This window comes from Natronoglycomyces albus (assembly GCF_016925535.1).
GTDB classification, from domain to species: domain Bacteria; phylum Actinomycetota; class Actinomycetes; order Mycobacteriales; family Micromonosporaceae; genus Natronoglycomyces; species Natronoglycomyces albus.
The window spans coordinates 1656562-1682513 of sequence record NZ_CP070496.1; the positions used below are offsets into that span (position 1 = coordinate 1656562).

General features: G+C 60.3%; 22 protein-coding genes and 1 tRNA gene. 16 read left to right on the plus strand and 7 right to left on the minus strand.

The window, feature by feature from the left end; translation table 11 throughout:
* Nucleotides 1–43: 43 nt before the first annotated feature.
* Both JQS30_RS07065 and JQS30_RS07070 read right to left on the minus strand, forming a co-directional pair.
* Nucleotides 44–532 (minus strand): NUDIX domain-containing protein, encoded by a 489-nt coding sequence (locus JQS30_RS07065; RefSeq protein ID WP_213172658.1) that lies wholly within the window; start codon nt 530–532, stop codon nt 44–46.
* 95 nt (nt 533–627) lie between these two features.
* Complete coding sequence (locus tag JQS30_RS07070; protein ID WP_213172659.1) at nt 628–1194, minus strand: alpha/beta hydrolase; 567 nt, start codon at nt 1192–1194, stop codon at nt 628–630.
* A 302-nt stretch (nt 1195–1496) separates the two neighbouring features.
* Between JQS30_RS07070 and JQS30_RS07075 the strand changes: the two genes are divergently transcribed.
* Genes JQS30_RS07075 through JQS30_RS07085 form a run of 3 tightly spaced genes read left to right on the plus strand, consistent with a single transcriptional unit; the run spans nt 1497 to nt 4466 of the window.
* On the plus strand, nt 1497–2519 hold the full coding sequence (locus JQS30_RS07075) for an AAA family ATPase (protein ID WP_213172660.1): 1023 nt from the start codon (nt 1497–1499) through the stop codon (nt 2517–2519).
* Nucleotides 2519–3502 (plus strand): DUF58 domain-containing protein, encoded by a 984-nt coding sequence (locus tag JQS30_RS07080; protein ID WP_213172661.1) that lies wholly within the window; start codon nt 2519–2521, stop codon nt 3500–3502. Before JQS30_RS07075 ends, JQS30_RS07080 begins: the two co-directional genes overlap by 1 nt.
* A gap of 13 nt (nt 3503–3515) precedes the next feature.
* Nucleotides 3516–4466 carry a VWA domain-containing protein gene (locus JQS30_RS07085; RefSeq protein WP_213172662.1) on the plus strand — a complete coding sequence of 317 codons (951 nt, stop codon included), beginning with the start codon at nt 3516–3518 and terminating at the stop codon, nt 4464–4466.
* 40 nt (nt 4467–4506) lie between these two features.
* Here JQS30_RS07085 and JQS30_RS07090 read toward each other — a convergent pair whose 3' ends face one another.
* Entirely contained in the window at nt 4507–5025 is a 519-nt protein-coding gene (locus JQS30_RS07090; RefSeq protein WP_213172663.1) for an SPFH domain-containing protein, read from the minus strand.
* Between the two features lie 720 nt (nt 5026–5745).
* Between JQS30_RS07090 and fabG the strand changes: the two genes are divergently transcribed.
* The 7 genes from fabG (at nt 5746) to JQS30_RS07125 (ending at nt 11737) form a co-directional block, all read left to right on the plus strand.
* Nucleotides 5746–6450, plus strand: coding sequence for a beta-ketoacyl-ACP reductase (gene fabG / locus JQS30_RS07095; protein WP_213172664.1), 705 nt, complete (start codon nt 5746–5748; stop codon nt 6448–6450).
* 169 nt (nt 6451–6619) lie between these two features.
* Entirely contained in the window at nt 6620–7408 is a 789-nt protein-coding gene (gene fabI / locus JQS30_RS07100) for an enoyl-ACP reductase FabI (protein ID WP_213172665.1), read from the plus strand.
* A 46-nt stretch (nt 7409–7454) separates the two neighbouring features.
* Complete coding sequence (locus tag JQS30_RS07105; RefSeq protein ID WP_213172666.1) at nt 7455–8480, plus strand: ferrochelatase; 1026 nt, start codon at nt 7455–7457, stop codon at nt 8478–8480.
* Complete coding sequence (locus JQS30_RS07110) at nt 8455–9261, plus strand: hypothetical protein (RefSeq protein ID WP_213172667.1); 807 nt, start codon at nt 8455–8457, stop codon at nt 9259–9261. The genes JQS30_RS07105 and JQS30_RS07110 overlap by 26 nt, the downstream gene beginning before the upstream one ends.
* A 102-nt stretch (nt 9262–9363) precedes the next feature.
* Nucleotides 9364–9795 carry an NfeD family protein gene (locus JQS30_RS07115; RefSeq protein WP_213172668.1) on the plus strand — a complete coding sequence of 144 codons (432 nt, stop codon included), beginning with the start codon at nt 9364–9366 and terminating at the stop codon, nt 9793–9795.
* 2 nt (nt 9796–9797) lie between these two features.
* Complete coding sequence (locus JQS30_RS07120; RefSeq protein WP_246498101.1) at nt 9798–10829, plus strand: SPFH domain-containing protein; 1032 nt, start codon at nt 9798–9800, stop codon at nt 10827–10829.
* An 89-nt stretch (nt 10830–10918) separates the two neighbouring features.
* On the plus strand, nt 10919–11737 hold the full coding sequence (locus JQS30_RS07125; RefSeq protein WP_213172670.1) for a TrmH family RNA methyltransferase: 819 nt from the start codon (nt 10919–10921) through the stop codon (nt 11735–11737).
* Nucleotides 11738–11762: 25 nt separating this feature from the next.
* On the opposite strand, the gene JQS30_RS07130 is transcribed toward JQS30_RS07125, so the two are convergent.
* Nucleotides 11763–12878 carry a C45 family autoproteolytic acyltransferase/hydrolase gene (locus JQS30_RS07130; RefSeq protein WP_213172671.1) on the minus strand — a complete coding sequence of 372 codons (1116 nt, stop codon included), beginning with the start codon at nt 12876–12878 and terminating at the stop codon, nt 11763–11765.
* A gap of 104 nt (nt 12879–12982) precedes the next feature.
* The gene (locus tag JQS30_RS07135) at nt 12983–13999 is read right to left on the minus strand and encodes a phosphotransferase enzyme family protein (RefSeq protein WP_213172672.1); all 1017 of its coding nucleotides are present in this window, start codon (nt 13997–13999) and stop codon (nt 12983–12985) included.
* 181 nt (nt 14000–14180) lie between these two features.
* Here JQS30_RS07135 and JQS30_RS07140 point away from each other — a divergent pair.
* The 4 genes from JQS30_RS07140 (at nt 14181) to JQS30_RS07155 (ending at nt 18208) form a co-directional block, all read left to right on the plus strand.
* Nucleotides 14181–14269: transfer RNA gene (locus tag JQS30_RS07140), tRNA-Leu, on the plus strand.
* Between the two features lie 502 nt (nt 14270–14771).
* Entirely contained in the window at nt 14772–15179 is a 408-nt protein-coding gene (locus JQS30_RS17820) for a creatininase family protein (RefSeq protein ID WP_213172673.1), read from the plus strand.
* A gap of 408 nt (nt 15180–15587) precedes the next feature.
* Nucleotides 15588–15767, plus strand: coding sequence for a hypothetical protein (locus JQS30_RS07150; protein WP_213172674.1), 180 nt, complete (start codon nt 15588–15590; stop codon nt 15765–15767).
* Nucleotides 15764–18208 (plus strand): AAA family ATPase, encoded by a 2445-nt coding sequence (locus JQS30_RS07155; protein ID WP_213172675.1) that lies wholly within the window; start codon nt 15764–15766, stop codon nt 18206–18208. The genes JQS30_RS07150 and JQS30_RS07155 overlap by 4 nt, the downstream gene beginning before the upstream one ends.
* A 363-nt stretch (nt 18209–18571) precedes the next feature.
* Here JQS30_RS07155 and JQS30_RS07160 read toward each other — a convergent pair whose 3' ends face one another.
* Together JQS30_RS07160 and JQS30_RS07165 are read right to left on the minus strand one after the other, a co-directional pair.
* The gene (locus JQS30_RS07160; protein WP_213172676.1) at nt 18572–18829 is read right to left on the minus strand and encodes a hypothetical protein; all 258 of its coding nucleotides are present in this window, start codon (nt 18827–18829) and stop codon (nt 18572–18574) included.
* A gap of 177 nt (nt 18830–19006) precedes the next feature.
* The gene (locus JQS30_RS07165) at nt 19007–21607 is read right to left on the minus strand and encodes a DNA/RNA non-specific endonuclease (RefSeq protein ID WP_213172677.1); all 2601 of its coding nucleotides are present in this window, start codon (nt 21605–21607) and stop codon (nt 19007–19009) included.
* Nucleotides 21608–22417: 810 nt separating this feature from the next.
* Here JQS30_RS07165 and JQS30_RS07170 point away from each other — a divergent pair.
* Nucleotides 22418–23710, plus strand: coding sequence for an MFS transporter (locus JQS30_RS07170; protein ID WP_213172678.1), 1293 nt, complete (start codon nt 22418–22420; stop codon nt 23708–23710).
* 134 nt (nt 23711–23844) lie between these two features.
* Nucleotides 23845–25893 carry an MMPL family transporter gene (locus tag JQS30_RS07175; protein ID WP_213172679.1) on the plus strand — a complete coding sequence of 683 codons (2049 nt, stop codon included), beginning with the start codon at nt 23845–23847 and terminating at the stop codon, nt 25891–25893.
* The last annotated feature ends 59 nt before the right edge of the window (nt 25894–25952 follow it).

Here is a 25952-nt window from a genome sequence, read left to right on the forward strand (position 1 = left end):
AGTAGGGGTCAGCAGCGTGCGGCCTGAGTAGGCGGCTGCCCGGTCATCGAATTGGGTAGCCGTTTTCCAGCTCCACGAGAGCATTGGTTGCCTGGGCTGACAGGGTGGCTTCGATGCGCCGGGCGACGAGCGGTCGCATCCGTTCGCGCGCCTGCTCAATGGTGCACCACTGCCAGCTGCGCAGCTCCTGAGTCGCTAGCGCAATGCCGGAGGCTTGTTCCTTGGTGAGGTGTCCGCCGTTATAAACGAAAATGAGGCCCTCGGTGCTCCCCTCGACTGGTGGACAGTCGACGGCCAGCAGCCTACCGGTCTGTATCACCAAACCCAGCTCTTCTTTGACCTCGCGCGCGGCCGCATCACGGGGTGATTCGTTGAGTTCCACCGCGCCGCCAGGTACCTCCCACACGTCCTTGTAAGTCGGCTCGACTAGCAAGACACGGCCCACGCCATCAGTGAACATGGCTAAGGAGGCCGAGCGCTTGCGAGGAATACCCTTCAGGTAGTCAGTGGTCGAAAGCGAAGCGTGAGACATCCTTCGAACCTAGCAACGCTCAGTGGGTTATCGACGGTTGTGAGTCGGCCATCCAGTGCCTTTGTTGACTCTCGGCCCCACCCAGCCGAGGCGCTTTAGCCGTGACGAGGCCACACCTCGGTGTCCAGGAAGGATTCGACGGCCTTCACTACTTGTGACAGGGCCATGGCCGAGTCGGCCAAGGGCCGCCCGCGCAAGAACATGCCATGGTCTGCTCCTTTGACCTCGCAGATGAAAGAGGTGAGGCTCTTGGCCAGCTCCGGCTTCCAGTACGGGTCGTCACTCCCGCCCACCAACAGGAACGGGGCGGCCGAGCGGCGCATCGCCTGCACAACCGGGTAGTGGTGCAGCAGCGGAGTGAACCAAATGGCGGGCAGGCCCGCCGACGCCGCGACCCCGGCCGCGGCCGTACCGACGGCTTTGCCGATCAAGAGCGGCGGGTCATCGGTTTCGATCTTGTTGAGGATCTTCGTGACCTCATCGCTCACCCAGTCAACCATGCGCTGCGGATCTTCGGTCAGATTCGAGGGCGGACTCCAGGTGACCGGGAACGTGCGCACTCCGCGCGACTGCACTGCCACGTGCGAAAACATCAGCAAGGGACCTTGAACGCCATAGTTGCGCCCGGGGAGCAAAATGGCGGCGCGTCGACGGGGAGACATGGCTCCTACCTTAAGCGGCAAACAAAGAGCCGGTAAAACAGTGCGCTCTCCTTTTCAGAAGCACACACCGGGACCGGCCAGGGTTCGGTATGGGAGCGCCGGGCAGCTACGGGGGGAACTGCCCGGCGTGTGCATTATCATACCGGTCGCACTTTATGCGCAGTCAACCCGCACGTGCATGATGTTTGATCGGTTTTTGCCCTCGTGGGTGTGCCTCGGGTCGAGCCTGGGAGCCCGGCGAGCCTAGAAAACGGCAGCTACTATCGAGTGAGCCGTTCACACCAGGTACGTATGGAGCCGTCATGGATTCCGCTAAGGACTCAAACCCCACCTCGACCCCCGCCGAGAATGCCGCGAAACTCGAAAAGGCATTGTTCGAGATCAAGCGGGTGATCGTCGGCCAAGATGAACTGGTTGAACACATGTTCGCGGCCTTCCTCGCCCGCGGGCACTGTCTAATCGAGGGAGTCCCTGGCGTCGCCAAGACCCTGGCGGTGGAGACGATGGCCAAAGTCGTCGGCTGCTCCTTTCAACGCATCCAGTTCACTCCCGACCTGGTTCCCTCCGACATCATCGGCACCCGCATTTACCGGGCATCCTCGGAGACGTTCGACATCGAGCTAGGCCCGGTGCAAGCGAACTTCGTCCTCGCCGATGAGATCAACCGCGCCCCGGCCAAAGTCCAGTCCGCGATGTTGGAGGTCATGGCCGAGCAGAAAGTCTCCATCGGTGGTGAAACTTTCCGGGTGCCGCAGCCGTTTCTCGTCATGGCCACCCAAAACCCCATTGAGCAAGAGGGCGTGTATCCGTTGCCCGAGGCGCAGCGCGACCGGTTCTTGTTCAAGGTGCTCGTCGACTATCCAACGGATGCCGAAGAGCGTGAGATCGTCTACCGGATGGGAATCTCCACCCCCGAGCCCGAACAAATCCTCTCCACCGAGGAGATGCTCAGTCTGCAGCGCGCCGCAGATGACGTCTTTATCCATAACGCCTTGGTCGACTACGCGGTGCGCATCGTCATGGCCACCCGCAAGCCCGCCGAAGCTGGGCTACCTGGCCTGGCGCAGCACATCCAGTACGGGGCGAGCCCGCGCGCGTCACTGGGCCTGATCCGCGCCACCCGCGCTATCGCCTTGCTGCGCGGCCGCGACTATGCCCTTCCGCAAGACTTGGAGGCCATCGCCGCCGATGTGTTGCGACACCGCCTCGTGCTCTCCTATGACGCCATTGCCGATGGGGTCTCACCTGAGCAAATCTTGCGCCAGTTGTTGAGCGCCATTCCGGCCCCGACCGTGACGCCGCGCCAGGGGGCGCAGCCACAGTAATGTCACCTTTGGACGATCTTGCCGCGCTTAACCGGTTGCAGTTGCTCATTACCCGTCGACTGGACGGCATGTTGCACGGTGACTACCTCGGGCTACTGCCCGGGCTTGGCTCAGAACCGGGCGAGGCCCGGGAATACCGGGCCGGTGACGATGTGCGACGCATGGATTGGCCGGTCACCGCGCGTACCACCGTCCCGCACGTACGCACCACCATCGCCGATCGGGAGCTGGAAGCATGGCTCGCCATCGACCTGTCTGCCAGCTTGTCCTTTGGCACCGCCAACTGTTTCAAACGCGACCTGGCCATCAACGCGACGGCCGCTCTAGCTCACCTGGTCGGGCGTGGTGGGAACAGAGTCGGGGCTGTGGTCAGCAGCGGCGAGGACACCAAGTTGATCCAGGCCCGACCCGGCCGCGCCGGAGCCCGTTCGCTGCTGCACGCCGTGGCCTCGCTTCCGCAACCGACTCCGGCCGACCAGCAAGAACGACCGCGTTGGAAGTTTTTTGCCAAGCCCTCCGCGCCTCCAGCGCCGGCAAGCGCCGACTTGGCGACCATGATCGACCGCACCGGACGCTGTGCTCGCAAGCGTGGTTTCGCCGCGGTCATTTCTGACTTTCTCGGCCCTGACCACTGGCATCGGCCATTGCGTAAGCTCGCCGCTCGCCAACAGGTGCTGTGCGTGGAGATTGTCGACCCGCGCGATGCGGAACTGCCCGATGTGGGAGTTCTGGATGTGATCGACCCTGAGTCCGGACAGCAGGTGGAGGTGCAGACCTCCGACCCCGGGTTGCGGGCGGCGTATGCGGCGGCGGCGCAGGCTCAGCGGGATGCGGTTGCCGCCGCGGTGCGCAGGGCTGGAGCCTCCCACTTGCGCTTGTCGACTGACTCCGATTGGCTACGCGATATCGTGCTCTTCGTCGGCAACCAGCGTCATGCGCGAAGCCAAGGTAGCTTGCGCGGCAACACCCCACCCACGACCTGAGCTAGGGAGTTACATGATCCGGCTACTGGAACCGGTCTGGCTACTGACATTGCTGCCTGTGCTGGCGCTGGTAGGTATGTACATTGTGGCGCAGCAGCGCAGGCGGGGAGCTGCGGTTCGCTTCGCCAACACCGCTTTGCTCAGCCAGCTGGTGCCAAAGACGGCCCCGTGGCGGCGGCATGTTCCCCCGGCCTTGTTGGCGGTGGCGCTCATGGTGGTGTCGATCGGATTGGCCAAGCCTGCTCTCGACACCGAGGAGCCAAATGAGCGGGCGACGATCATCATCGCCCTGGATGTGTCCTTGTCGATGATGGCCGACGATGTCGAGCCCACTCGACTGGAGGCAGCCCAGGTCGCGGCGGCGGACTTTGTGGCCGACCTACCTGAGGAATACAACGTTGGCCTGGTCTCCTACGCGGGGCATGCCTCGGTCACCGTCTCGCCCACCAGAGATCACTCCCAAGTGATTACCGCGATCAACGGCCTTCAGTTGGCCGAGGCGACCGCGATCGGCGAGGCGATCTACGCGTCATTGAACGCGATCCAGCAGGCCCCTCCGGACGAATCCGGCGAGCTGCCTCCCTCGCACATATTGCTGATGTCGGATGGGGCGCAGACGGTGGGCCGGGATTGGGCAGAAGCCGCATTGGTTGCCGCTGAGGCACGGGTTCCAGTGTCGACAGTGTCCTTCGGTACTGAAATGGGGGCCATCGACCTGGATGGGCAGATGGTGCCGGTTCCGCCGGACTTGGAGACTCTGGGAGAGATCGCCAACATGACTGGGGGCTCCGCCTATGCGGCAGCCTCGATGGAGGAGTTGCGTTCGGTCTATGAGGACATGGGTTCCTCGGTCGGATACCAGACCGTTGTGCAGGAAATTTGGCGGTGGTTTATGGCGATCGCTGGGCTGTTGGTCATGGGGGCGGTCAGTTTGGGCCTGCTGTGGGGGTCACGTATTACCTAGACCTGACGGCGGTGGTGGCCAGTCCGCTACCGATGGTGCCTTAGGGAACCCGAATGTGACCTAGCTGGACTGATGTGACCCGCACTCCCCAGCGCGGAGCGGACTCGTTGAGCAACTCGGTGAGGCGCGCGGGGAGCTGGTGGGAAACGGTGTAAAACTGTGCCTCGCTCATGGAGCTGGCAAGCTGGTCCAGCGCAGTGGTCACCGCGGCCTCTAGCTCCTCCACGACCGTGGGATCTGCGGTGTCGGTGTCGTGGGGGTCGACAATGGCGTAGCTGACGTTGGACGGTTCGATGGTCACCTGTCCGCCGTCGGAGGTGGCCAATGTCTGGGTCTGAATCGTCACGACTTGCTCGCGTTGGTTGGCATGGGCTTGGACGCGGTCGATGAACGGGGCGATCATGTGAAGACCTGAGGTCAGAGTGCGATGGTATTTGCCGCGTCTTTCGACGACCATTGTTCGGTCGCCGCGCACCATGACGATCGATTTCCGCAGGATGTACACGATCGCCACTGCGATGGCAACCAGAACGACCAACCCTATGACTGAGCCGTCCACTGGCTTCTCCTTTCGTCGAACCCATCCGCTGCCTGGCCCCTCCCGGCGAGCCCTATGCGACAGGGTTCGGATTGACATTCGCTGTAGTGGGGGAGCAGCTACTGCAGTTGAGTCACGGCATGGATATCTTTGCTCGGTTGCGATTCGACATATGTCACACATGCCTTAGGCGGGCTGAGGCCAGCGTTTGTCTGCGAGTTTAAGGGCGCGCCGGGAACGCTGGGGGAGCTTTGCGAAGTCTGGGGCGAAAATCGACCCCTCGATATGGCGCTCTTCCGTGGCATTTTCATGGCAAGCTCGCGCAGGGCATGGGGACGATGTCTCCGGTGGCCGTCATCGCCAGCAGTTGAGCGGACCGGCCAGTAAGGAGCCCTTACCGTAGTGTTGCCCGACGCCATATCCCCTATCCTTGCTGCGGGTTAAACCTGAAGCACCCTCATGGGCAAGGCGCTGCAAGGCTGGGCACGTCATCTGCCGCATACGCACCCAGAGTGGGTGCCACCACCGGGCATCAACAGTGTCGGGGGCTGCCATATTCATTGAACCGACAGCAAACATTGCCCATATCAGGCAGTGGGCGATTGTGGAATCAGCGCGACGTTCCGGAAATAGCGGCACGGTGCGATCTACTGGCCGGTAGGCGTGGGTGGGTGTGAAGAAGTGGCCCTAGACAGATACGATTCAGCCGCATTCAACAATGAACGTAAGGGAGTTCCAACAATGGCGCGAACGGTATTGGTCACCGGAGGTAACCGGGGGATCGGCCTGGCCATCGCCCAAGCCTTCGCGAAGAATGGCGACCGCGTCGCCGTCACCCACCGGGGCTCAGGGGCGCCCGAAGGGCTCTTCGGTGTCGAATGCGACGTCACCGACTCCGATGCCATCGACGCGGCCTTCACTAAGGTCGAAGAAGAACTTGGCCCGGTCGAGGTGCTTGTCGCCAATGCCGGAATCACCGACGACACCCTCATCATGCGCATGAAGGAAGAGCAGTTCGAGCGTGTCATCGACGCTAACCTTGGCGGTGCCTGGCGTTGCGCCAAGCGCGCCACCCCGAAAATGGTTCGCGCCAAGTTCGGCCGGATGATCTTCATTTCCTCGGTAACCGGCCTGTACGGCAACCCCGGCCAGACAAACTATGCCGCTTCAAAGGCGGGCTTGGTCGGCTTGGCTCGCTCGCTCACCCGCGAAATCGGCAAACGCAACATCACCGCCAACGTGGTTGCCCCCGGTTTCGTCGAAACCGACATGACCGCCGAACTTCCCGAAAAGACCCGCGGCGAGTATGAAAAGGCCGTGCCGCTGGCCCGGTTCGCCCAGCCTGAGGAAGTCGCCGATGCCGTCACCTGGTTGGCCTCCGATGCTTCCGGTTACATCTCTGGAGCGGTCATTCCCGTCGATGGAGGCCTAGGGATGGGCCACTAGCCCCAAACACACGCGGTATATCCACCGAGTTGGTGGCGACGTCGGGACCGAACGAAAGCCTCACTGGAGTCGTCGCCGCCACTGTTAAACCCCCGTCGATGCGAGCCGGTCGACATCGACCCCAATACTTGATTCGTTACCGGATACTTCGGTTACTTGAGAGGACATCATGTCTGGACTTCTTGCGGGAAAGCGTTTGCTCATCACCGGTCTGCTGACCGATAAATCCCTCGCCTTCGGAGTGGCCAAGATGGCCCAGGAACAGGGAGCGCAAATCGTGCTCACCGGTTTCGGCCGCATGTCGCTCGTGGAGCGCATCGCCAAACGCCTGCCCGAGCCCGCGCCCGTCATCGAGCTCGACGTCACCGACCCCGAACAGCTGGCCGGGCTAGCCGAGAAAGTCCGCGAACACGTCGACGGCATCGACGGCGTACTGCACTCCATCGCCTACGCCCCGCCCGCAGCTTTGGGCGGTGAATTCCTCAACACCACCTGGGAAGACGTCGCCACCGCCGTCCACATCTCAGCGTTCTCCTACAAGTCCCTCGCCGTGGCCTGCCTGCCGCTGATGGAAGAGGGCGGCTCCATCGTCGGCCTCGACTTCGACGCCACCCAAGCCTGGCCCGTATACGACTGGATGGGCGTAGCCAAAGCAGGGCTCGAAGCCACCAACCGTTACCTCGCCCGCGACCTGGGACCCAAGGGCATCCGCACCAACCTGGTCGCCGCAGGCCCCGTGCGCACCATGGCCGCCAAGTCCATTCCCGGATTCAACCAATTCGAGGAAGCCTGGGCCGGGCGCGCGCCGTTGGGCTGGGACGTGCAGGACTCTGAACCCGTCGCCAAAGCCTGCGTCATGCTCCTGAGCGACTGGTTCCCCGCCACCACTGGCGAAATGCTGCATGTGGACGGCGGATTCCACGCGGTCGGTGTCCAAGCCGCCACCGACGTAGAGTAGTTACGGCCCCTCGGTTCCCAGTTACAGAAAGATGGAGGCGCGACAGGTGACCTACGACGCGATCCTGCTGGTGTCATTCGGCGGCCCCGAGGGGCCCGATGATGTCCTGCCGTTCCTGCGCAATGTCACGCGCGGACGGGGCATTCCAGACGAACGACTCAGCGCCGTAGCCGAGCACTACCAACACTTCGGCGGGGTCTCCCCGATGAACGACTGGTGCCGCCGGCTGCTGGCCGCCATGCGGGAAGACTTCTCCGCTCACGGCATTGGCCTCCCGATCTACTGGGGTAACCGCAACTGGCCACCGATGCTCGTCGACGCCGTCTCCGACATGCACGCCGACGGGGTCCGCAACGCCATCGCCATCGCCACCAGCGCGTTCGGATCCTATTCCTCCTGTGCGCAGTACATCGAAGACATCGGGGCCGCCCGCGCGGCCATCGGCGAGGACGCCCCCAATATCGAAAAGGTTCGACACTTCTTCGATCACCCACGGTTCATCGATTCCTTCGCCGACAAACTACGCACAAGTTTGGCCGAAGTCGCCGCAGGCCAGAAGACACGGCTTGTCTTCACGTCGCATTCGATCCCCAACCGGATGGAAGACACATCCGGACCCATCGGCGGCCGCTACTCAGAACAACACCGCCTCGCCTCCCAGCTCGTCGCCGAAAGCGCGGGCTGGGAGGACGGCTGGGACCTGGTGTGGCAATCCCGCTCGGGACCCCCAACCGTCCCCTGGCTAGAACCCGACATCAACGACCACATCGCCGACCTCGCCGCCCAAGGCTACGAGCACGTCGTCGTCTGTCCCATCGGGTTCCTCTCCGACCACATCGAAGTGCTGTGGGACCTCGACAACGAGGCGAAGGAAACCGCCGAAAAGCACGGCGTAGGTCTCACCAGAGTCCCCACCCCAGATGTCGACCAGCACCTAGTCGCCCTCCTGCGCGAACTAGTCCTCGAACGCACCCAAGGCAAACCTCCGCGCCGACTCAGCGGACTACCCACCTGTGACCCACTCGTCGAAGGCTCCTGCCCGGCCCGTGGCTACTCCTCGATCCGCCGGTAGCCCCCGCCGAGACGGCGCCTACCTCGCCGTATGGCTCCGTTCCTGGCACAGCGGCCTAGTCTCGCTCGACCAAGCCCTCGACGCTGTCGTCGGCACCAGCCAGACACCTGGCCTCACCCCGCAACGCGACATCCTCCTCAACGCGGCAGGACAACAACAGCCCTGGACCGACCTAGCCAATCTCCTACACGAGGCACCGGCAACCCAGACGCAACCGGCCCACATCCGGCTCCTGCTGCCCGTCCCCGGCGACATTCGCGGCCTCGGAGTAGCCCCAGACCTGCGCGGGCCAGCCCTAGCCGCCGGCTTCGCCGTCCTCGCCGGGCGACTCGCCCTCACCCGATGCGACCAGACCCACCGATCCGGGTCCGGAGACCAGTGGACGATGCGCACCTGGCAATACTTCCCGCTTCCCCTGGACACCCCCGCCGAGCCCCGGCCGTTGAGCCTCGGCGAAGCCGACGTTGTGCTAACCGAAGCCACCAACACCAGCCTCGCCATGCTCGAAGCGCTCCCCGCACCCGCCGCCGAGGTAGTCCCCAACATTGAAGACGAGGCACTTCCACCCGGGTTTGGCCCGCGCAGCCGTCGCCTCTTCGCTCGGGCGCTGGCAATCCTGACCCTGCTTGACCACACCGTCCTCGACCAGCGACAAGGGCCACTGGCGGCCTCTGCGACAGCGGATGTTTCGCATACTCGGCACGAGGCGCTCACCGCGCTGCACGGCGCGGCGCGGCAGGCTCTCATCGCCGCGTGCGCAGCCGCGATGGAAAGCCCCTAGGCTCACTGCGCGCAGTGGCGTGAACCTAACGAATCGGCATCGCCCCAGCTTGAATCAACCCGCAGGTAGCCAGTGTCAGCTTATTCTGACAAGCTTAGAGACGTGGACGTACTATTTTGGATTCTGCTCGCTGTGGCTCTGGGAGTCGCCGAACTGTTCATGCTCACGTTTGTTTTGAGCATGGTGGCAGGTGGCGCGCTTCTGGCCGGCCTCGCCGCGCTAGTGGGGTTGCCGCCGCTAGCCCAAGGCGTGGTCTTTGTGGCGGGAACCGGCCTATCGTTGGTTTTCGTCCGGCCGTTCTTGCGCAAGCTGCTCTTGGACCGAACCAAAGACTCCAGTTACGGCATCAAGGCACTCGAAGGCAAGAACGCGCTCGTGCTGGAACAAGTTGATGTTGGCGGTGGTGTTGTAGAACTAGAGGGTGATCAATGGACTGCCCATTTGCTCGACGACTCGCAAACGTTGGAGCCGGGAGAACAGGTCACCGTGGTAGAAATCAGAGGAGCAACCGTGATTGTCTGGAGGCAAGATTAACTGTGGAAGGTAGCGAAATCGGGGGCGTATTGCTCATAGCGCTGGTGGTCTTTATGATCATCCTGCTATTTCGTGCGATACGCATTGTCCCGCAACAGTGGAACTACGTCATTGAACGACTTGGTAAGTACCGTCGCACCCTGGAACCGGGACCACGTCTGCTAATTCCCATGGTTGACTCTGTGCGTGCCCGGGTTGACCTGCGTGAACGCGTCGTGAGTTTCCCTCCTCAGCCGGTGATCACCTCAGACAACCTGGTGGTGTCGATCGACTCGGTTCTGTATTACGTCATCACCAACCCCACGTCCGCCGTATACAACATTGACGATTACCTGGTGGGTGTCGAACAGCTGACGACGACGACCCTGCGTAACGTCGTCGGTTCGATGGACTTGGAAAAGACCCTGACCAGCCGCGAAGAGATCAACAGCAAGTTGGCCGTTGAACTCGACAAGGCCACAGGCAAGTGGGGACTCAAAGTGACGCGCGTGGAGTTGCGTTCGATTGACCCACCGCCCAGCATTCGCGATGCGATGGAAAAGCAGATGCGCGCTGAGCGGGACCGCCGCGCCGCGATTTTGACCGCCGAGGGTGCCAAGAGCTCCGAAGTTCTCAACGCCGAGGGTGCTCAGCAGTCAGCCGTCTTGCGAGCCAAAGGTGACCGCGACGCCGAAATGCTGCGGGCCGAAGGTCAAGCTCAAGCCATCCAGACGGTGTTCACCGCTATTCACAAGGCGAAGCCAACCAACCGGTTGCTCGCCTACCAGTACTTGCAGACGCTGCCTCAGATCGCCAGCGGCGACTCGAACAAGTTGTGGGTCATCCCGGCTGAACTCACCAAGTCCCTTGGTGCGCTGGGCGACGCCTTTGGCAATGTGAAGCCGGAGAACGAGGAGGAAGAGATCGACATCGACATCGACGAGATTCCTTCCGTGACGACCAACCCTTCGGTGCAGGAGGCTTTGGAGGCGGCGAAGAAGACCGTCGGCGAAGTATCCGAGGTCCTCGAAGAGGTTAACGACGAAAGGGCTTAGCTACAGAAGCCGTATCACAGCGCTCGCGGCGGCCACCTGTAAATGGTGGCCGCCGCGAGCGCTTTTTGGAAGTACACCACAATTGATCCGTGGACGAAGCGACGAACCCTATCCCCATCACTGACGCACACGATGCGCGCCTGAGGGACTACCGGGCATTGACTGACCTGGAACTACGTACCAAGTTCGAGCCTCCGGCCGGGCTGTTCATCGCCGAGGGAGAGCTGGCGATTCGACGGGCCCTCCGCTCCGGGTACGCGATGCGTTCACTACTCTTGGCCACCAAGCGCGTGGAGGCCTTCGCCTCATTGGCCGAAAACGCGCCATGCTACACAGCCACTCCCGACGTCCTCGAAGAGACGACCGGCTACCACGTTCACCGAGGCGTGCTGGCCTCATTCCACCGCCGAAACCTCCCCGAGGCCAACGAACTGCTGGCCTCCTCACAGCGCATCGTGTTGTTGGAGGGCATCAACAACCACACCAACATTGGCGCGATTTTTCGAGTCGCGGCCGGATTGGGTTTCGACGCGCTGATGCTGTCACCGGACTGTGCCGACCCGTTGTACCGGCGCAGTGTGCGGGTGAGCATGGGGGAAGTCTTCGCCTTGCCCTACGCCTACCTCGACCCGTGGATCGAGGGTCTGGCACAGGTTCGAGCGCATGGCTACACGTTGCTGGGCTTGAGCCCTACCAAGAACGCACTATCGCTGGCCGAGGTGGGCTCTGCCCACCGGCAACGGCCAGCGCTCCTGTTTGGAGCCGAGGGGCCCGGCCTCAGCGAATCCGCGCTGGAGGCATGCGAGGCCACAGTGGCCATTCCGATGTTCGCGAATGTGGACTCCCTCAACGTGGCGGCCGCGACCGCCGTGGCCTGCTGGGAGCTGACTCAACCGGCCCGGTCCTAACGTTGTGGTGGTTCGCCGTCGGCGCTTAGACCTCGAGGATCTGGTATTGGCTCTCACAAGGCGGTCCGTACGTGTAGTGGAACCGGCCCGCGCTGAGGTCCAAAATCGCGGAGAAAGCCGTGTGGGTGCGGAATTCCTCGGGCAAGGCCTGCTCGGGGTGGCGGCACACCGACAGTGCCTCTCCGTCGTGGTCGCGTAGGGAGGCCTGCAATTTCTCCAATGTCACCGGTGAGGTCTCCTCCAACAGGGCTTGGAGCCGCTTTTGTCGGTGGAATGTCGATCCGGCGGTGTCCTTAAGCCAGGATTGGTCCACCCCGAGCCCTTCGGGGTGGAGGAAGTGGTTGGCGTGCACTAGGGGAGTGGTGCCGTCTTGATAGATGACACGGCAACCGCGCGGCGAAGCTTCGACGGTGGCGACGGTTCCGTCGGTGGAGCCAATGAAGAAGTTGGACGAGACGGTCGGGCGTGGGGTGGTCGCGTGCCCGATGGCCTCGCCTGGCTTCGTAGAGCGCAGTATGCGCCAGGTGCGCAGGTGTACCGGCACTGACTCCTCCTGCCAGGAGTCGGCCGAACAACCGAGCCCATTGAGGCCCAGCCCGATTCCGGCGCTGTTCATACCAAGCTTGGGGCCGACGATGCCAGCTTCGGTGAATCCCAGGACGGTGAGGTTGTCTTTGCGCCAGCGTAGGAGCGCGCAGTGGGCGCCGAGGAACCAATCCCAGTTTTGTCCAATGCGGACATCCACGTCAGAGAATGTTGTGGCGGCACCGCCAAAGGAAGTGCATTCGCCCAGGTCGGGTTGGTGCGACTTCATGTATTGGACGGCCGGGTGGCCGAATTCGCTCCAGGCGCTGTAAAGCAGCTCGTAGCGGGCGTTGACGAGGGTGATGTCGAGGATTGACTGCTTGCTTCCGGCGGCGATGCCATCCATGGATGCTCGGTAGCTGGCGTCGTAGTGGGTGAACCGGCGCAGGAACACTTGGGCGCGCTCGGTCAACTGAGCTTCAGTCAAACCAGCGGTGATCATGCGGTTGCGGTACAGTGCGATATTGGCCGCGATCTCTTCGGCTAGGCGTTCGCCGTGTTGTAGACCTTGCCGGTATGGGCTGCCGTCGAGGTTGAGGAGGGGTAGCGAAGTCATGGGAACGATTGTGACACAAGGGACCGTCGGTGTCATCCGAGATAGAGTCTCTCAGCGGGTGCGCCAATGGGCTGAGCTGGGATAATTCTTCGCGCGAGGTGTGATCAACCGATGTTTCGCAAGGCGTGGTCGACTTGGGCAAAGTGTAGGGTCCACCATTTGATAAGGGCGGTTTGTCCGGGCAGTAGATGATCGCATGAGGCGTTGTGGCGCAAGTAGTGCCATTCGATGACCCAGTTGTCTGTCATGCGGTCCCACCACAGTTGGTGGGAGGCAAGGGCAATTTCGGCGTCGCCGATGTCGAACACCGACCGGTATCCGGCCGCGTAGGCGGCGATGCGACCGACATCGAGGCCTCGTTCGTCACCGTAGGTGAAATAGAAGATCGCCGAACGCACCATTTCTTTGGCATAGGAACCGACTGTTAGCCGGTCCCAGTCCAAAAGAGCCACCACGGAGTCGTCGGGGCCGTGCATCACGTTGTGCGGGTGGAGGTCACCGTGGATGTATCCGGTGACCGCGCTGGGGGTGTCGGGCGGGCGGCGATCTGCTAGCCGCACCAGCCAGCCGCGCTTGAGGCGAAGGGTCTGCTCGGCCATGCGTTCGAAGCCGGTTTCGTCACCACGGCCAGCCGAGACCAGCTCCAAGAGCTCATCGACGCGACGTAGCGCCTGCTCATTGGTTTGCTGGGGTTTCTCCTGCAAAGGTGTCGACGGGGGGACCGACATGTGTAGGGCGCGGTGCATCTGGCCGATGACCGCACCCAGGTGGCGGCACGCCGAGTGCGACATCGCCAGGCCCGACCGGTGTCGGCCGGCGACCCAGGGGAAGACGCCGAGCTCGTGGCCGTCCAAAATAATGGTCGGGGTGCGGCCGATACTGGGGATCGGGAGGACGACGGGCACACCCGCGCTGCCGAGTGTGTGGAGCACTCGAAACTGAAACTGCAGCGTGGGCCCAGTCACGTCTTTGAATAGTTTCAGGAGATAGGTGCCTGAGGCGGCCTCAACTCGCCAGCTCTTGTTCAACAGCCCGGTCGGTACCCTTTTGACCTGCGAGACAGGCCCAAGTTGCCAATGCTCCAGGGCGGATTGGGGCAACTGAGGCGCAATCACGTCCATGTCTAGAGGGTACCGAGCAGCTGGCGGCGAGTGAAACTGCCAGCCCGCATTCGGTGGTTTGCCTCAGCTAGTGTAAAGTTTCTGATCGTTGCCCTACCAGGCAACACAAGTCGAAATACTCGGTTTGGGGCCGGTGTCAACGCCGATTTTCAACGCTCTAAACTACATTTCGACAGTCTGCGCGCGAGTGGCGGAATGGCAGACGCGCTAGCTTGAGGTGCTAGTGTCCTATTAACGGACGTGGGGGTTCAAGTCCCCCCTCGCGCACCAAACGTATGGTGTTTGAAATCGACCGGACGTAATAAACGTCCGGTCGATTCATTTTTGCCCGTTCTTCACAGACGAACATTCGCGGCGGTGGTAGTACGGTTGCTGTCGCCTCATTGGAGCGGCCTGTGTCCTCGGTTGCGGGGGTGTCCGTTGCATTGGTTTGGGTGTGCTGTGCCTCGGCCGCTAGTTCATCGAGCAGTTCCGGGTCAAGCCGTGTGGCGAACGGCTCGGTCATCTCGAAACTGTCCACGCTGCCGTCTTTGCCAATGTAGAGCTGGGTGAATTAGGCCTTGATTCAGCACGCGCCGGATGGGTGGGGGGCAGCCTCACAGTAGGCTCTGCCGCAGTCCTTGGCGATCTCCAGCGCACGGTAGAGCGTGTTTTCAAGATGTGCCACACTGCGTTCTGAGTCGATGATCGCCTGGTTGGCATCGGAAATCTCGCGGGTAAAGCCTACGTCAGTCGCTCGCCCGCTCGGGCATCGATCGCCTGATTCTGGTCAATGCCCACGGCGGCAACTACGTTTTCCATAACGACGTGTAGGAAGTCAACGCGGACGGCTCACGCTCGATGGGGCTATACCGCGCGTCGCGGCGACTGGGAAGCGGCCCGCGACGCCGCCAAGATTAAGTCTGACCACAGCGCTGACATGCATGGGAGAGAGCTAGAGGCCTCCATCTTGCTGTCTGAGCACCCCGAGATGGTCAAGCCCAGCTACCGCGACGCAGGCTTCAGCGCACCGGAACGGCTGAACCTCCAGGTGCTCGGCATGACGGGGTACACCAGCAGTGGAATCATGGGGTTCCCGTCAGAGGCGACCGCTCAGAAGGGGCGGTTGGGTTTTGACAGCCTGATTTCGTCGTTCAGCGGGTATCTTGAGCTCTTCCAGGAGGATTCACCCAAAGTGTGAAGTTCCGTCCGAGCGTGGCATAGACGACACGTGGCCGACCCTGGGAGTGCCTTGGCGTCTGGGGAGTCTGCGCGGCAAAATTCGGTGCAAATGGCGATATTGTGTTATTTTGTAGGTGGGATAGTTGCTACTTGTGACTTATGACAGTCGCCACCGAAATCTGAGGCTCGGGAGTAGTTAATAGGCCCTCTGAGGAAATTGTATTCACTCGTTCGTGGTTACTTTTGAGTAGCGATCGCTTGCCAATCGGCGATGTGATGCACGCCTACCTGTTATGCGTTAGAGTAGCTTCCCATCGCATGCTGCGTGATCTGCAGCGCCAATTCATCTACGGCTCAACAGGCCGTTCATGCTGGCCCGCTCCCTGCGAGTAGCCGTTAAATACACATCGCGTGTAGAGGTCAATTCATGTCAAACGATATCGAAAATGAAGTCATTGGAAAATTCATCAAAAAGCTGATCGAGACCGAAAATATCGATCACAAAATCGCGACAATGCTTCAAGAATCACTAGGATTCTCGCAATTGCCCAAACCTGATTCGCTAGCTGACTCTATCACTGCTGCAATTGACTTGGGGACGAAATGATTCAAGTTGAAGAAGTATCAATTCGAGAGTTCCGCGGGATTCGCGATCTAGAACTTAAACTCAAAAGCAAATCGTTCGTAGTTTGGGGACCTAACGGTTCAGGTAAGAGCGGGATCGTTGACGCGATTGACTTTGCACTCACGGGTGAAGTCTCGAGACTGAAGGGTGAGGGATACGGGGCAATTAATCTCAAAGAATATGGCCCCCATGTCTTGCATCGTAACGACCCAGCCGCCGCACAGGTCAGACTCAAAGTTCTTGAACCCGTGAGCCGGAAGACTGCCACTATCAGCCGCAACCTGAAGACACCTAGTCAGTTCTCACTCGATCCAGATATCCCTGAAGTAAGGAATGCCATCGCCTCGGCGCAACTTAATCGCCAGATCACACTTTCTCGTCGCGAGATCATCAAGTACATTGTTGCTCGCCCTACGGAACGTGCTGATTCTATTCAGGATCTATTGAAGCTTGAGAAAGTGCGCAAGGTCCGTAGCCTACTCAAGGCTACCGAGGGCAAGCTTGCAGACGCCGCCAAACGAGCCCACCAAGGAGTTGCAACGGCCGAGCAAGAACTAAAGACTCGTCTAGGCCTCAGCAGCGTGGAGCCAGTGGAAATATGCGCCGCTGTCAACGTACACAGACAGACCCTTGCCTTGCCGAAGATCGATACGCTTGCCGCAGAAATTGATATCAGCGACGGCACCGATAGAGGCCCGACCGCTCCGCTTTTTGACAAAGACGCTGCGCTGCGTGAGGTAAGTGAACTCCAAAGCTACATCACTGATAGGTCCAGTCGCGTCGAATGCTTGAGTAATCTCTCAGAACACCTCAAGTTGCTATCGACTGATCCATCGCTGTCTCAACTGTGGAAGCAGCGAGCTCTCGTCACAAGTGGCCTTAGCATGATAACGGATGCGTTCTGTCCGCTGTGTGATTCCGAATGGCAAGATACTGAAACTTTGCTGGATCATCTGAACCAGAAGCATGCCCGTTCTGAAGAAGCAGAGAAAACTCGTATCAAGATAGAAGGGCTGGCCCAGGAACTAAGTAGGCATGTACGAGGGCTCAGAGATAGGCTTTCGCGTGTCATGTCTCATGCGAACTCGTTTGGACCTGATGGGTTTATGGATTTGCTTCGATCATGGAACGACGAGTTGCAGGAGCTTGACACATGGCTTAAGTTGTCAATTGAGCATCACATGAAGCTTCTTGATCTGCCAGATGACCCTGTCAAGCCTCCGGATAGTCTCACTGAGAAGGTCAGGCAACTCGTTCAGAAACTTCAAAGTCTTCCTAACCTGGATGCACCTCAGAAAGCGACCAGGGCTCTCGCCATCGCGCAAGAGCGTTGGTCGGTTCTTCAAGACGCTAAATCTAACCTAGAAATTGCAACACAGGCAGAATCAATTGGAGCGCTTATATACTCCAACTATTGTGCTGTGGCAGATCAGCTTCTTGACGAACTGTTCGAATCTGTCAGCCAAGATTTTGGCCGATACTACAGCATCGTCAATCAGGAGGATGAATCTGGGTTCCAGGCGAAGCTAGTATCAGACGGGGGGAAACTCGATTTGTCCGTCGACTTCTATAGTCAAGGCGAGTATCCTCCTGCCGCTTATCATAGTGAGGGCCATCAAGACGGGATGGGGGTTTGCCTATATCTCGCACTTATGAAAAAACTGTATGGGTCGAACTTCCGTATGGCTGTCCTAGATGACGTAGTGATGTCGGTCGACGCACATCATCGAAAGCAGTTCTGCCACCTTTTGCAAAAAGAGTTCTCGGACGTTCAGTTCGTCATCACGACTCATGATGAAGTCTGGGCTCGTCAAATCAAGGGCAGTGGTCTTGTTCCTCCGAGAAACGAGGCTCGGTTCTACGGATGGAAGGTTGAGGACGGACCAATCTACGAGTCTGGGGTCGATTTCTGGGATAAGATTGACACCGACTTGAGCATTGATGACGTCTCTGCCGCTGCCGCGCGCCTCCGGCGAAACCTTGAGGCCATCCTGTCAGAACTCACCGGCCTGCTCGGCGGATCAGTGAAGTACAGGAGCGACGGACGATATGAGCTTGGTGACTTTAAGAACTCGGTCCTCAGCCAGCACAAGAAGCTCCTGAAGGATGCTAATAAAATCTTCACCGGTCGCCAAGACTCGGTGCAGCTGACGCTCATCAGTCGACTCGAGTCGGACCGAATGACGTTTGCCCCAAAGTTGGAAGACGAGAACTGGCCCCTCAACGTTGCGGTTCACTTCAATGACTGGGCCAACTTCTCCAAGGAGGACTTTCAGCCAGTAGTCAACATCTGGAAGGAGTACCTGAGCCTGTTCAGGTGTGAAAATGATGATTGCGGTGCCTGGATCTCGTTGCGGCGTAACGGGCTTCAGAACGAGTCACTACGGTGTGCATGTGGTCTCTACAACCTAGATCTGGTCTAGGAGGAGACGCTGCGCCGACGGGTCCGGCCTCGAAAGACCCCCGATTAGGTGCACAACAAAGGCCCTGTCACCAGGGCCTTTTTCTTTGCCTTTATTGCTCCGGGAATGGGCGAATTTTCGGATATTGGGAACCAGGGGAGCCAAAAAGGGGGCCGATGTCGGCTCAAACGTCGTTTAGGAAGTTCCTGCTCAACGTTTGGTCCAGGAGCTCGGCGCCGCTGGTGATCACGGGACGTAGTTGATGCCGATAGGCCGTCCGGGTGGTGCTTGTGCCAGCGTGGCCGACCAAGTCAGCTATGAGTTCCTCGGTCGCTGTGGAATCGGACATGAGCGACACGAATGAGTGGCGTAGCTAGCGTGGTGTCAGCTATCCAGGATCTTGGCCTTCGGTACGACGGATCTGAATGTCTTTCGGACGACTTGAGCTTGCTGGACCGTGTCGTAGCGGGTGCCAAAGACGTAGGTGATGTGCTCGGAGTTACTTCCGTGCTCGTGCCGCCACTTTCGTTGGTTTTCTTTGTGTCCCCAGAACGTCTCGATGACAAAGTCAGGTAGGATTGTGCGACGGCTCTTGCGAGTCTGCGTGTCGTTGCCTTTGCGAACTGAACGCCAGACTTCCAAGTGTGGGGTCGTTACTCGCTTCCACCGCTGTGCTTGGCCCGGCCCTGCCCTTTCCCCATTGGGGACGGCCCCACATTTAATCAGTCTTGCCTTTCGGCCGGGAAAAACTCCAGCTCATCGAGTTTTGGGGAAAGTCTGCGGAGCTCTTTGCTATTGAGGGGATGCTGGCCTCAATGGTCAGCATGATGCGTCAGGTACCGACGTGGGATCGTAGAATTCGTTTGTATAGCATTCGTCGCGAAAAAATCCTTGGTTGCCGATCGCGATGACTCTGATACCGCTGAGTTCGCCATTGATGCCGTTGTACTGGGGCATCGAGAAATAGAAGATGTGCTCTCCTTGGGTAACCCGCCTCTTCGTTGGCGACTCGATTTCCTTCATGATCAGATTGGTTCGCCAGAAGCAGGTGACCAGATTGCCGGGGTCAGTTCCAGCCCCTCCGAGTTGGCGGGCAACGAGGTGGCACCGTTGGAACACTGAAAAGCCTCCTTCAGAGGCTAGGGGATTCTTTGGTTTGGGCCAGTTCCATAGTGGGTTGTAATCGGCTTTGCCGCCATCCCGCAACGGCTTACACAGATAGCCCGCGGAGAAGACGGCCTTGTACCCATCTAGGTAATAGTCGCGGTTGCCGCTGGTGGGCTCATGGCTCGCGCCGCCATTGGTGTAGGCGGGCCTGCAGGCGCGTGCAGGGTTGCGCCAGTTGATCGCGGTGATCTCATTGTTGGTGCCGACGGTAATGTGCTGATCGGCGACGAGCTCTTTTATGACTGAATCGGGGAGATTTAGACTGTTGAGCCGTTCAACCTTCTGCTGTTCGGTGAGCGATGTGGTGCTGGTGCATAGTGATGTGAGAGTCCAGGTGTAGTTTCCGGCACCGGTGATGACTGTGAGGTTCTCGAATGCGGGCTCGCCGCTTTCGCAGAGGATACTGACCGCAGGTTGCAGGCGCGTTTGCATTTCGGGCCGTCCCGCTGCCCACAGATCACGGTTCGTGTCAGGGATGACCAGGCGGGCGTGCACGGTGCAGTTCTCGGCTTGTTGGTTCGCGTTGGTGACCGCTTGATTGATGCTGGTGGCCAGGTCCGTACCCGGTACGACGATCACGCCGGTGCAGTGCATCGCCTCGGTGTCCGGGTAGTCGCTGATAATCACCGCGTCCAGCGAAGCGATCTCGTCGCTGGGAAGATAGGTGAGGCCGACGGTAGGGGCGGCCGCGTTGCCCAGCTCGGTGGCAGCGGATTGAAGGCCGGGCACGTATGCGGCGTACCGGGTCGGGTCGGGGCTGCTCAGGTGTTCGGCGAGGACCGCCCATGAGGTGAAGCGGTCACCAGCGTCAGTAAGGCGGCGCAAGAGTGGGGTGTCGGCGTATTTAGCTTGGGCCGGGTTGGCTTGCGTGGCTTGGACTATGGCGTCGAGGACGTCGTCAACGGACACGTCATCGTCGAGCATACTGTGCATCGCTTCGACAGCGATGTCTTTTGCCGGCATGGCCAAAGGCCGCAGGACGCGGTCGAGGGCGGGTTGGGCTTGGTAGCCGCCGAGTCGGTCTACCAGATCGCGGTAGCGGGGTGCGTTGGAACCGCCGATTTGCGGCGCGTAGGTGACCACGGTGTAATTGATGGTGATGCTGGTGGTCTGGCCGGGGGCCGGTTTCGGAGCCGGGTTGGTGAAGCTCATAATCGACGTCGAAGCTTCCCCGCCAGGTTGGATGATGCCCAACGACTCGGTGACCGCACTCATGCCGGGGGTGGCGCTTGCGGTGACGGAAGCCTCGCCGGGACCGTTTCCGATGTTTCGAATGGTGGCCGTCCAGGTACAGGTGTCCGTGAAACAGTCTTTGGCGTTGATCGTGGCGATGAGTTCGGGCGCGACGAGTGGGAAGTCGCTCAACGGCGGTGGCGGTTGAGTCTCGACGGGTGTGTTCGTGGCGTCAGGATCGGTGTTGTGCCCGTTGAGAGTATCGGTCGAGGCATCCTTTGTGGCCTTCGCAGTTTCGGGGGACGCGGGATGTGGCGCGATCGCTATCGTGCCCAAGGCCGTACCACCAGCGGCTTGCGTCAGTTCGATTTCGATCTCGGCTTGATGTCCGTCCCAGGGCACCTGAACGGCTGGTACGTCTGTGGTGTGCGCGGAGGCTGTCTGGAATTGGAACAGGTCAGTGTCGATCGGACCGAACAGCGCCATCACCTCGATCGGGGCGCTGCTGGAACGTATGAGTGTCCAGTCCTGCAAGTTCAAGGCGACCGCTGGGATTCCTTGGTATGAGGTGAGGTCAGGGTCCAAGACTCCATCGTCGTTGATAGTACGGATAACTTCGGGCAACGAGGACGGGTTGAACTCAGCGGCCAGATCGATGGGTAGTGCCGTTCCGGGGTCGAGCTGAATCCATTGATTCTTGACCTGGCTAGCATAGGAGGGCGCGCGGCGGGACCACCAGTCCTCATCAGCCCACACCGCTGACCCTTCAGGCGTGGTGTGTACGGTCGCGACTCCGGCGAACTGGTCAATGACTGAACCAGTCGCATACCCCTCCTCCGTGATCGTCAACTGGCCGGCTGACTCGGTACCGTCAGGAGCGATGTAGGTGTAGCTCAGGTCAATAGCCGGAACGTTGTCAAAGTGAGTGGCCGGGTCGGTGTGGAGCGTGCCGGTGGGTGCGTTGTCGAACTTGAAGACCACCACCAAAAGGGCGAACGCTACCGCGACTACGGCTACCAGGCAGATCGGCAGGGCTATCTTGGTGTTCGTGTACCAGGGCGGTCGGGGTGGGGCGTACATGGTGTCGGGCACCTCGAAATCTGTGATCAGCGCCAAGCGCCGAGGCGGTATGAACACGGCCCATATCACTTCGCGGGACAGCCAGCTTCCCGCAGGCTATTCCGCGCTCATCTTGGCTCCGCCCTGACGGCGTCCTGTGGTGGATAAGCGCGACTCACATTCACGACCGATGCTGTTGTCCCCAAACCGTAAAGGCTCGGGTCTGCACGCGGCTGTCAGAAAGCCGACATCACCACGACAGCGTGTTCGTATAGCGTTTCAACGGATACCAAGCCACAGGATGGCTTGGACGCCAGCGACCAGCCTGAGCAGTGTTTCATTTGGGGTGTCCGGTAGGTTTTTAGCGACCTGAGGCTATCGAATGCCCAAAGCCTTTGTCCGGCTTGTACGCAGCTATGTCTGCTGCTCTACCGACCGCTAAGACCGCTCCTCTCAACGCGAAGCTCTCCTTGGGCTCGGAGTTCTGGCTCAGCGGACCGTCCTCGACGAGGGTCCGACCGGCACGAACGGGCGTGGCTCGGACTGTGATCCACGGACGTGGAGGTCTTCGATTCTCATCTATCGGCCAGCGGTCGGTGTTGTCCACGTGGTCGCCGACGGTTTCGAGGTAGGCAAGTGTCGCTCGACTACCAGACCGCCGTGAGTGCCCAGAGACCTCGAGGGAGAATTGAAAGTCGCCAAATCGATCTTGCGTGATGGGATGGGTAACAGTCTGGTCCATACCTTTCCAGCGTTTGCGCACCTTCCTACCGACGTTGTTGAGTGTCCAAGGAGCCATGGAGACTCCGCCCTCCGAAAGAAGACAATCACGTGGCTACAGTAGCCAACCCCGGCCCTGCCGCTTCTATAGCGACGATTAATCGAGCCAGGCGGTGGATGGTCGCCGGTCTTTGTATTTCCATCATCGGTACCCGCATTGTTCAAGGTGGCTCCCACGGCTCTGTGGCCAATGGAACTCTCCCCGTTATCTGGATCGCGATCCTTGCCACCTTCGGCTACGCTATCGCCTTCGCCGCCCCGATTACCGCGAAGATACTGAGTCGCTATAACCCTGCCCGAGTCCTCGTCTGGTCGGAAGTCACCGAATGCGCCATTTCCGGTATCGCCCTAGCCGCGCTGTTCCTCCTTCCTCAACACACGATCCCCATCCTCGTCACCTACTTGCTTATGGCCGTTTTCTTCCCTGTCGTTGGCGATGTCGTCGAAGAATTTTATGGACAACAGCTAGCTCAACTCAATCCCCAGCAAGCTTTGGCCTTCAACTCCACCATTTACGCCGTCCTTGCCGCCATTGGGTTGGTCCTAGCGATGCCTATGGGCAGCGTCGTGGCTGGATACTCACTCACCTGGCTGATAGCCGCCAATGCCCTCTTGTCCGCCACTGGTTGTCTATTCCGGCTCGTTGCCTCTCGCACGGTAGTCACCGCACCAGTGGCTGACCAAGACATCGACGACTTCGGCCCCTTGGGCAAGAAATCCACCCTCGGCGACTTCCTGCGCGACCTCACCCTGACCGGACCCGCCTCTCCGGCCATAGCCTTCATCACCCAAATCGGAGGGTCCATAGGTGGAATGTTCGTCTACTTGTGGATAGCGCATAACACCGGCTGGCCCACCGCCACCGCTCTTGGCTTGGTCATCGGCCTCTTTGGAATTGGCGCGACCATCGGCCCCTTCCTGGCACCCCTACTACGCCGACTCATGTCCACCGAAGACGCCCTCATTCTCGTCTTCGGAACATGCTTGGTCATCCTCGCCGCCGCAGTGCTTGGTGTTACCTTCCTGGCGGCACCGGCCAATTGGATCTGCGGCCTGAGCTACGTCTTCCTCATTGGGCTAGCCACCCGATGCAGCACAGTCCTCATCACCACCCTGCGCCAGCAATCATTCAGAGGAAGCCGATTTACCGCCATTATGAGCTGGTCATTCTCAATGAACGCGCTTGCCGCCATCATTGGTAACTGGCTGGGGTACGCGCTGAGCGTGAATCAGTATCCGCAGATTGGACTGTTGGTCTACCTAGGAGCAATCGCTGTCGTCTTCGTTGTCGTATGGCGATTCCGTCACAGCACGAAGCCCGACAGCCAACTTGTGACGCCGTGAGGCATCACTGTGAACAGACGCCCCGGCAATGCAAGAGACCACAGTCTGCACCACGCGATCTCCCACTTTTGATGGACAATGGCTTCAATCTTGCTGGCGATGCCCGAACGTGAAAGCCCTGGTGAGGTTGAGGCATGGCCTACTCACGTGTGCGAACGGTATTCGCTCATCACCTCACATCGCCTCGCGGAGCTTGGATCGCCCTGGGCATGGCAACGCTGGCATTTCTAGTGCTGTTCGGGGTATTCGCCCCCGCCCAAGGCCCAACCGGCCACGCGACGGCCCCCAGCGATTCAGAGTCCGCCCGTGTCGATGAACTGCTGGGCCAATTCCCCGACAGCGATGAACAGCCGGTCCTCATAGTCGCCACCAAACCCGGCCCTGAAGCATTGACGCCATCCGATATCGAAGCTCTACAAGGGCTGGTGCCGGTGCTGGAACAACACACAGGCACACCGTCCACCGGCCCCAGAATCAGCGACGACGCGGCTGTGGCGGTGATCGTCACCCCGATAGTGGTGGGGGAGGACAACGCGGAAACCGCCAACACGATCGAGGAGCTTCGCGGCACGATAGCCGCTCATGACCCCGAGGGACTGGACCTCCAAGTGACCGGCGGCCCCGCATTTGGGGCCGACGTCACATCGGCATTCGACAACGCCGATGCCACCCTATTGGCAGTCACCATCCTTATCGTGGCGTTGCTGCTGATAGCGACGTATCGATCCCCGATCCTGTGGGTTATTCCGTTGGTCGTCATAGGGATCGCCGAACAGCTGGCCGGCGCGGTGACCGGTGCGCTTGGAGCCGCGTTCGATCTGCAATTTGATGCCGGGATCATTAGCGTGCTCGTATTCGGGGCGGGCACGAACTACGCCTTGCTTCTCATATCTCGATATCGCGAGGAACTATCCGTCTACGACGACCACCGTCAGGCGTTGCGTGTTGCCTGGCACGCCACCGCCCCGACGATAATCGCGGCGAATCTCACTGTTGTCCTAGCGTTGTTGACCCTCGCGCTGGCGGTCATCCCCGGTACTCGAGGTCTGGGCCTGTCGGCCTCCGTGGGTCTTCTGATTGCCTTGGCCGCCGTTCTCTTCGTGTTGCCTCCGCTGTTGTCCCTCTGCGGTCGAGGAGCGTTTTGGCCGTTCATCCCGAAGTCTGGCGATGAGGCCCAATACGGGAAGATGTGGCGCGCCATGGCCACAGCGGTCATGCGCCGACCTGCGGCAAGCTTGGGGTCCGGTCTGGCCGTGCTGGCAATCATGGCCTCGGGCCTTTTCGGCACCTCGATCGGACTCGATCAAATGGAAAAGTTCCGGGTGCAATCAGAGTCGGCCGCTGGTCTAGAGGCGCTATCGGCCCACTTCCCAGCCGGCGAATCACAGCCGATGTTCATCGTGACCAATAGCGCGGCTACCGGCGACGTCTTGGAGGTTGTCGCAGACGTCGACGGGGTCGTGCGCGCGATGGAGGTGGGCCAGACCGACGATGGCACGCTGTCCAAAATCATGGTGACCGGTGAATATTCGCCGGGCACTGCCCAGAGCCTGGACCTGGTCTCACATCTGCGCTCCGTTACTCATGCGGTGCCCGATGCCGAGGCGCTCCTGGGCGGGGCGGAGCCCACAGAACTTGACGCTCGGGCAGGAAACCAGCGGGACTTGCTGCTGATCGCGCCTCTGATCTTGGGAATGATCTGTGTATTTCTGCTAGTACTGTTCCGGTCAGTGGTGGCCGCGGCGCTGTTGACTCTGATCAACCTGGCTAGCGCGGTGGCCGCGATGGGGGCGGGAGCATGGTTGAGCCGCATTGTTTTCGACCAGCAGGCGCTGGACCCGCAAGTGCCGTTGTTGGCGTTCCTGTTCTTGGTGGCCCTGGGAATCGACTACACGATTTTTCTCGTGCAGCGTGCCCGCGCCGAGACGCGACCACATGGCACGCCCGAGGCGATGGTGCGGGCGGTCTCTCGCACCGGTGCTGTGATCACCAGCGCCGGGGTGGTTCTTGCCGCGGTGTTCGCCGCGCTGGGAGTTTTGCCCCTGGTGGCGCTTGGCCAATTGGGTGTGATCGTCGGAGTGGGCATTGTGGTGGATGCGCTGCTCGTTCGTACCGTGATCGTGCCGTCTCTCTTCGGGGTTCTCGAAAGCCGGATCTGGTGGCCAAGGAATGCCAGAAGCTGAGGCACGTAGCTGTCTGTCCTCCACAGGTGGGGCCTGGGCAGAAGTCGGTGGAATCTGCA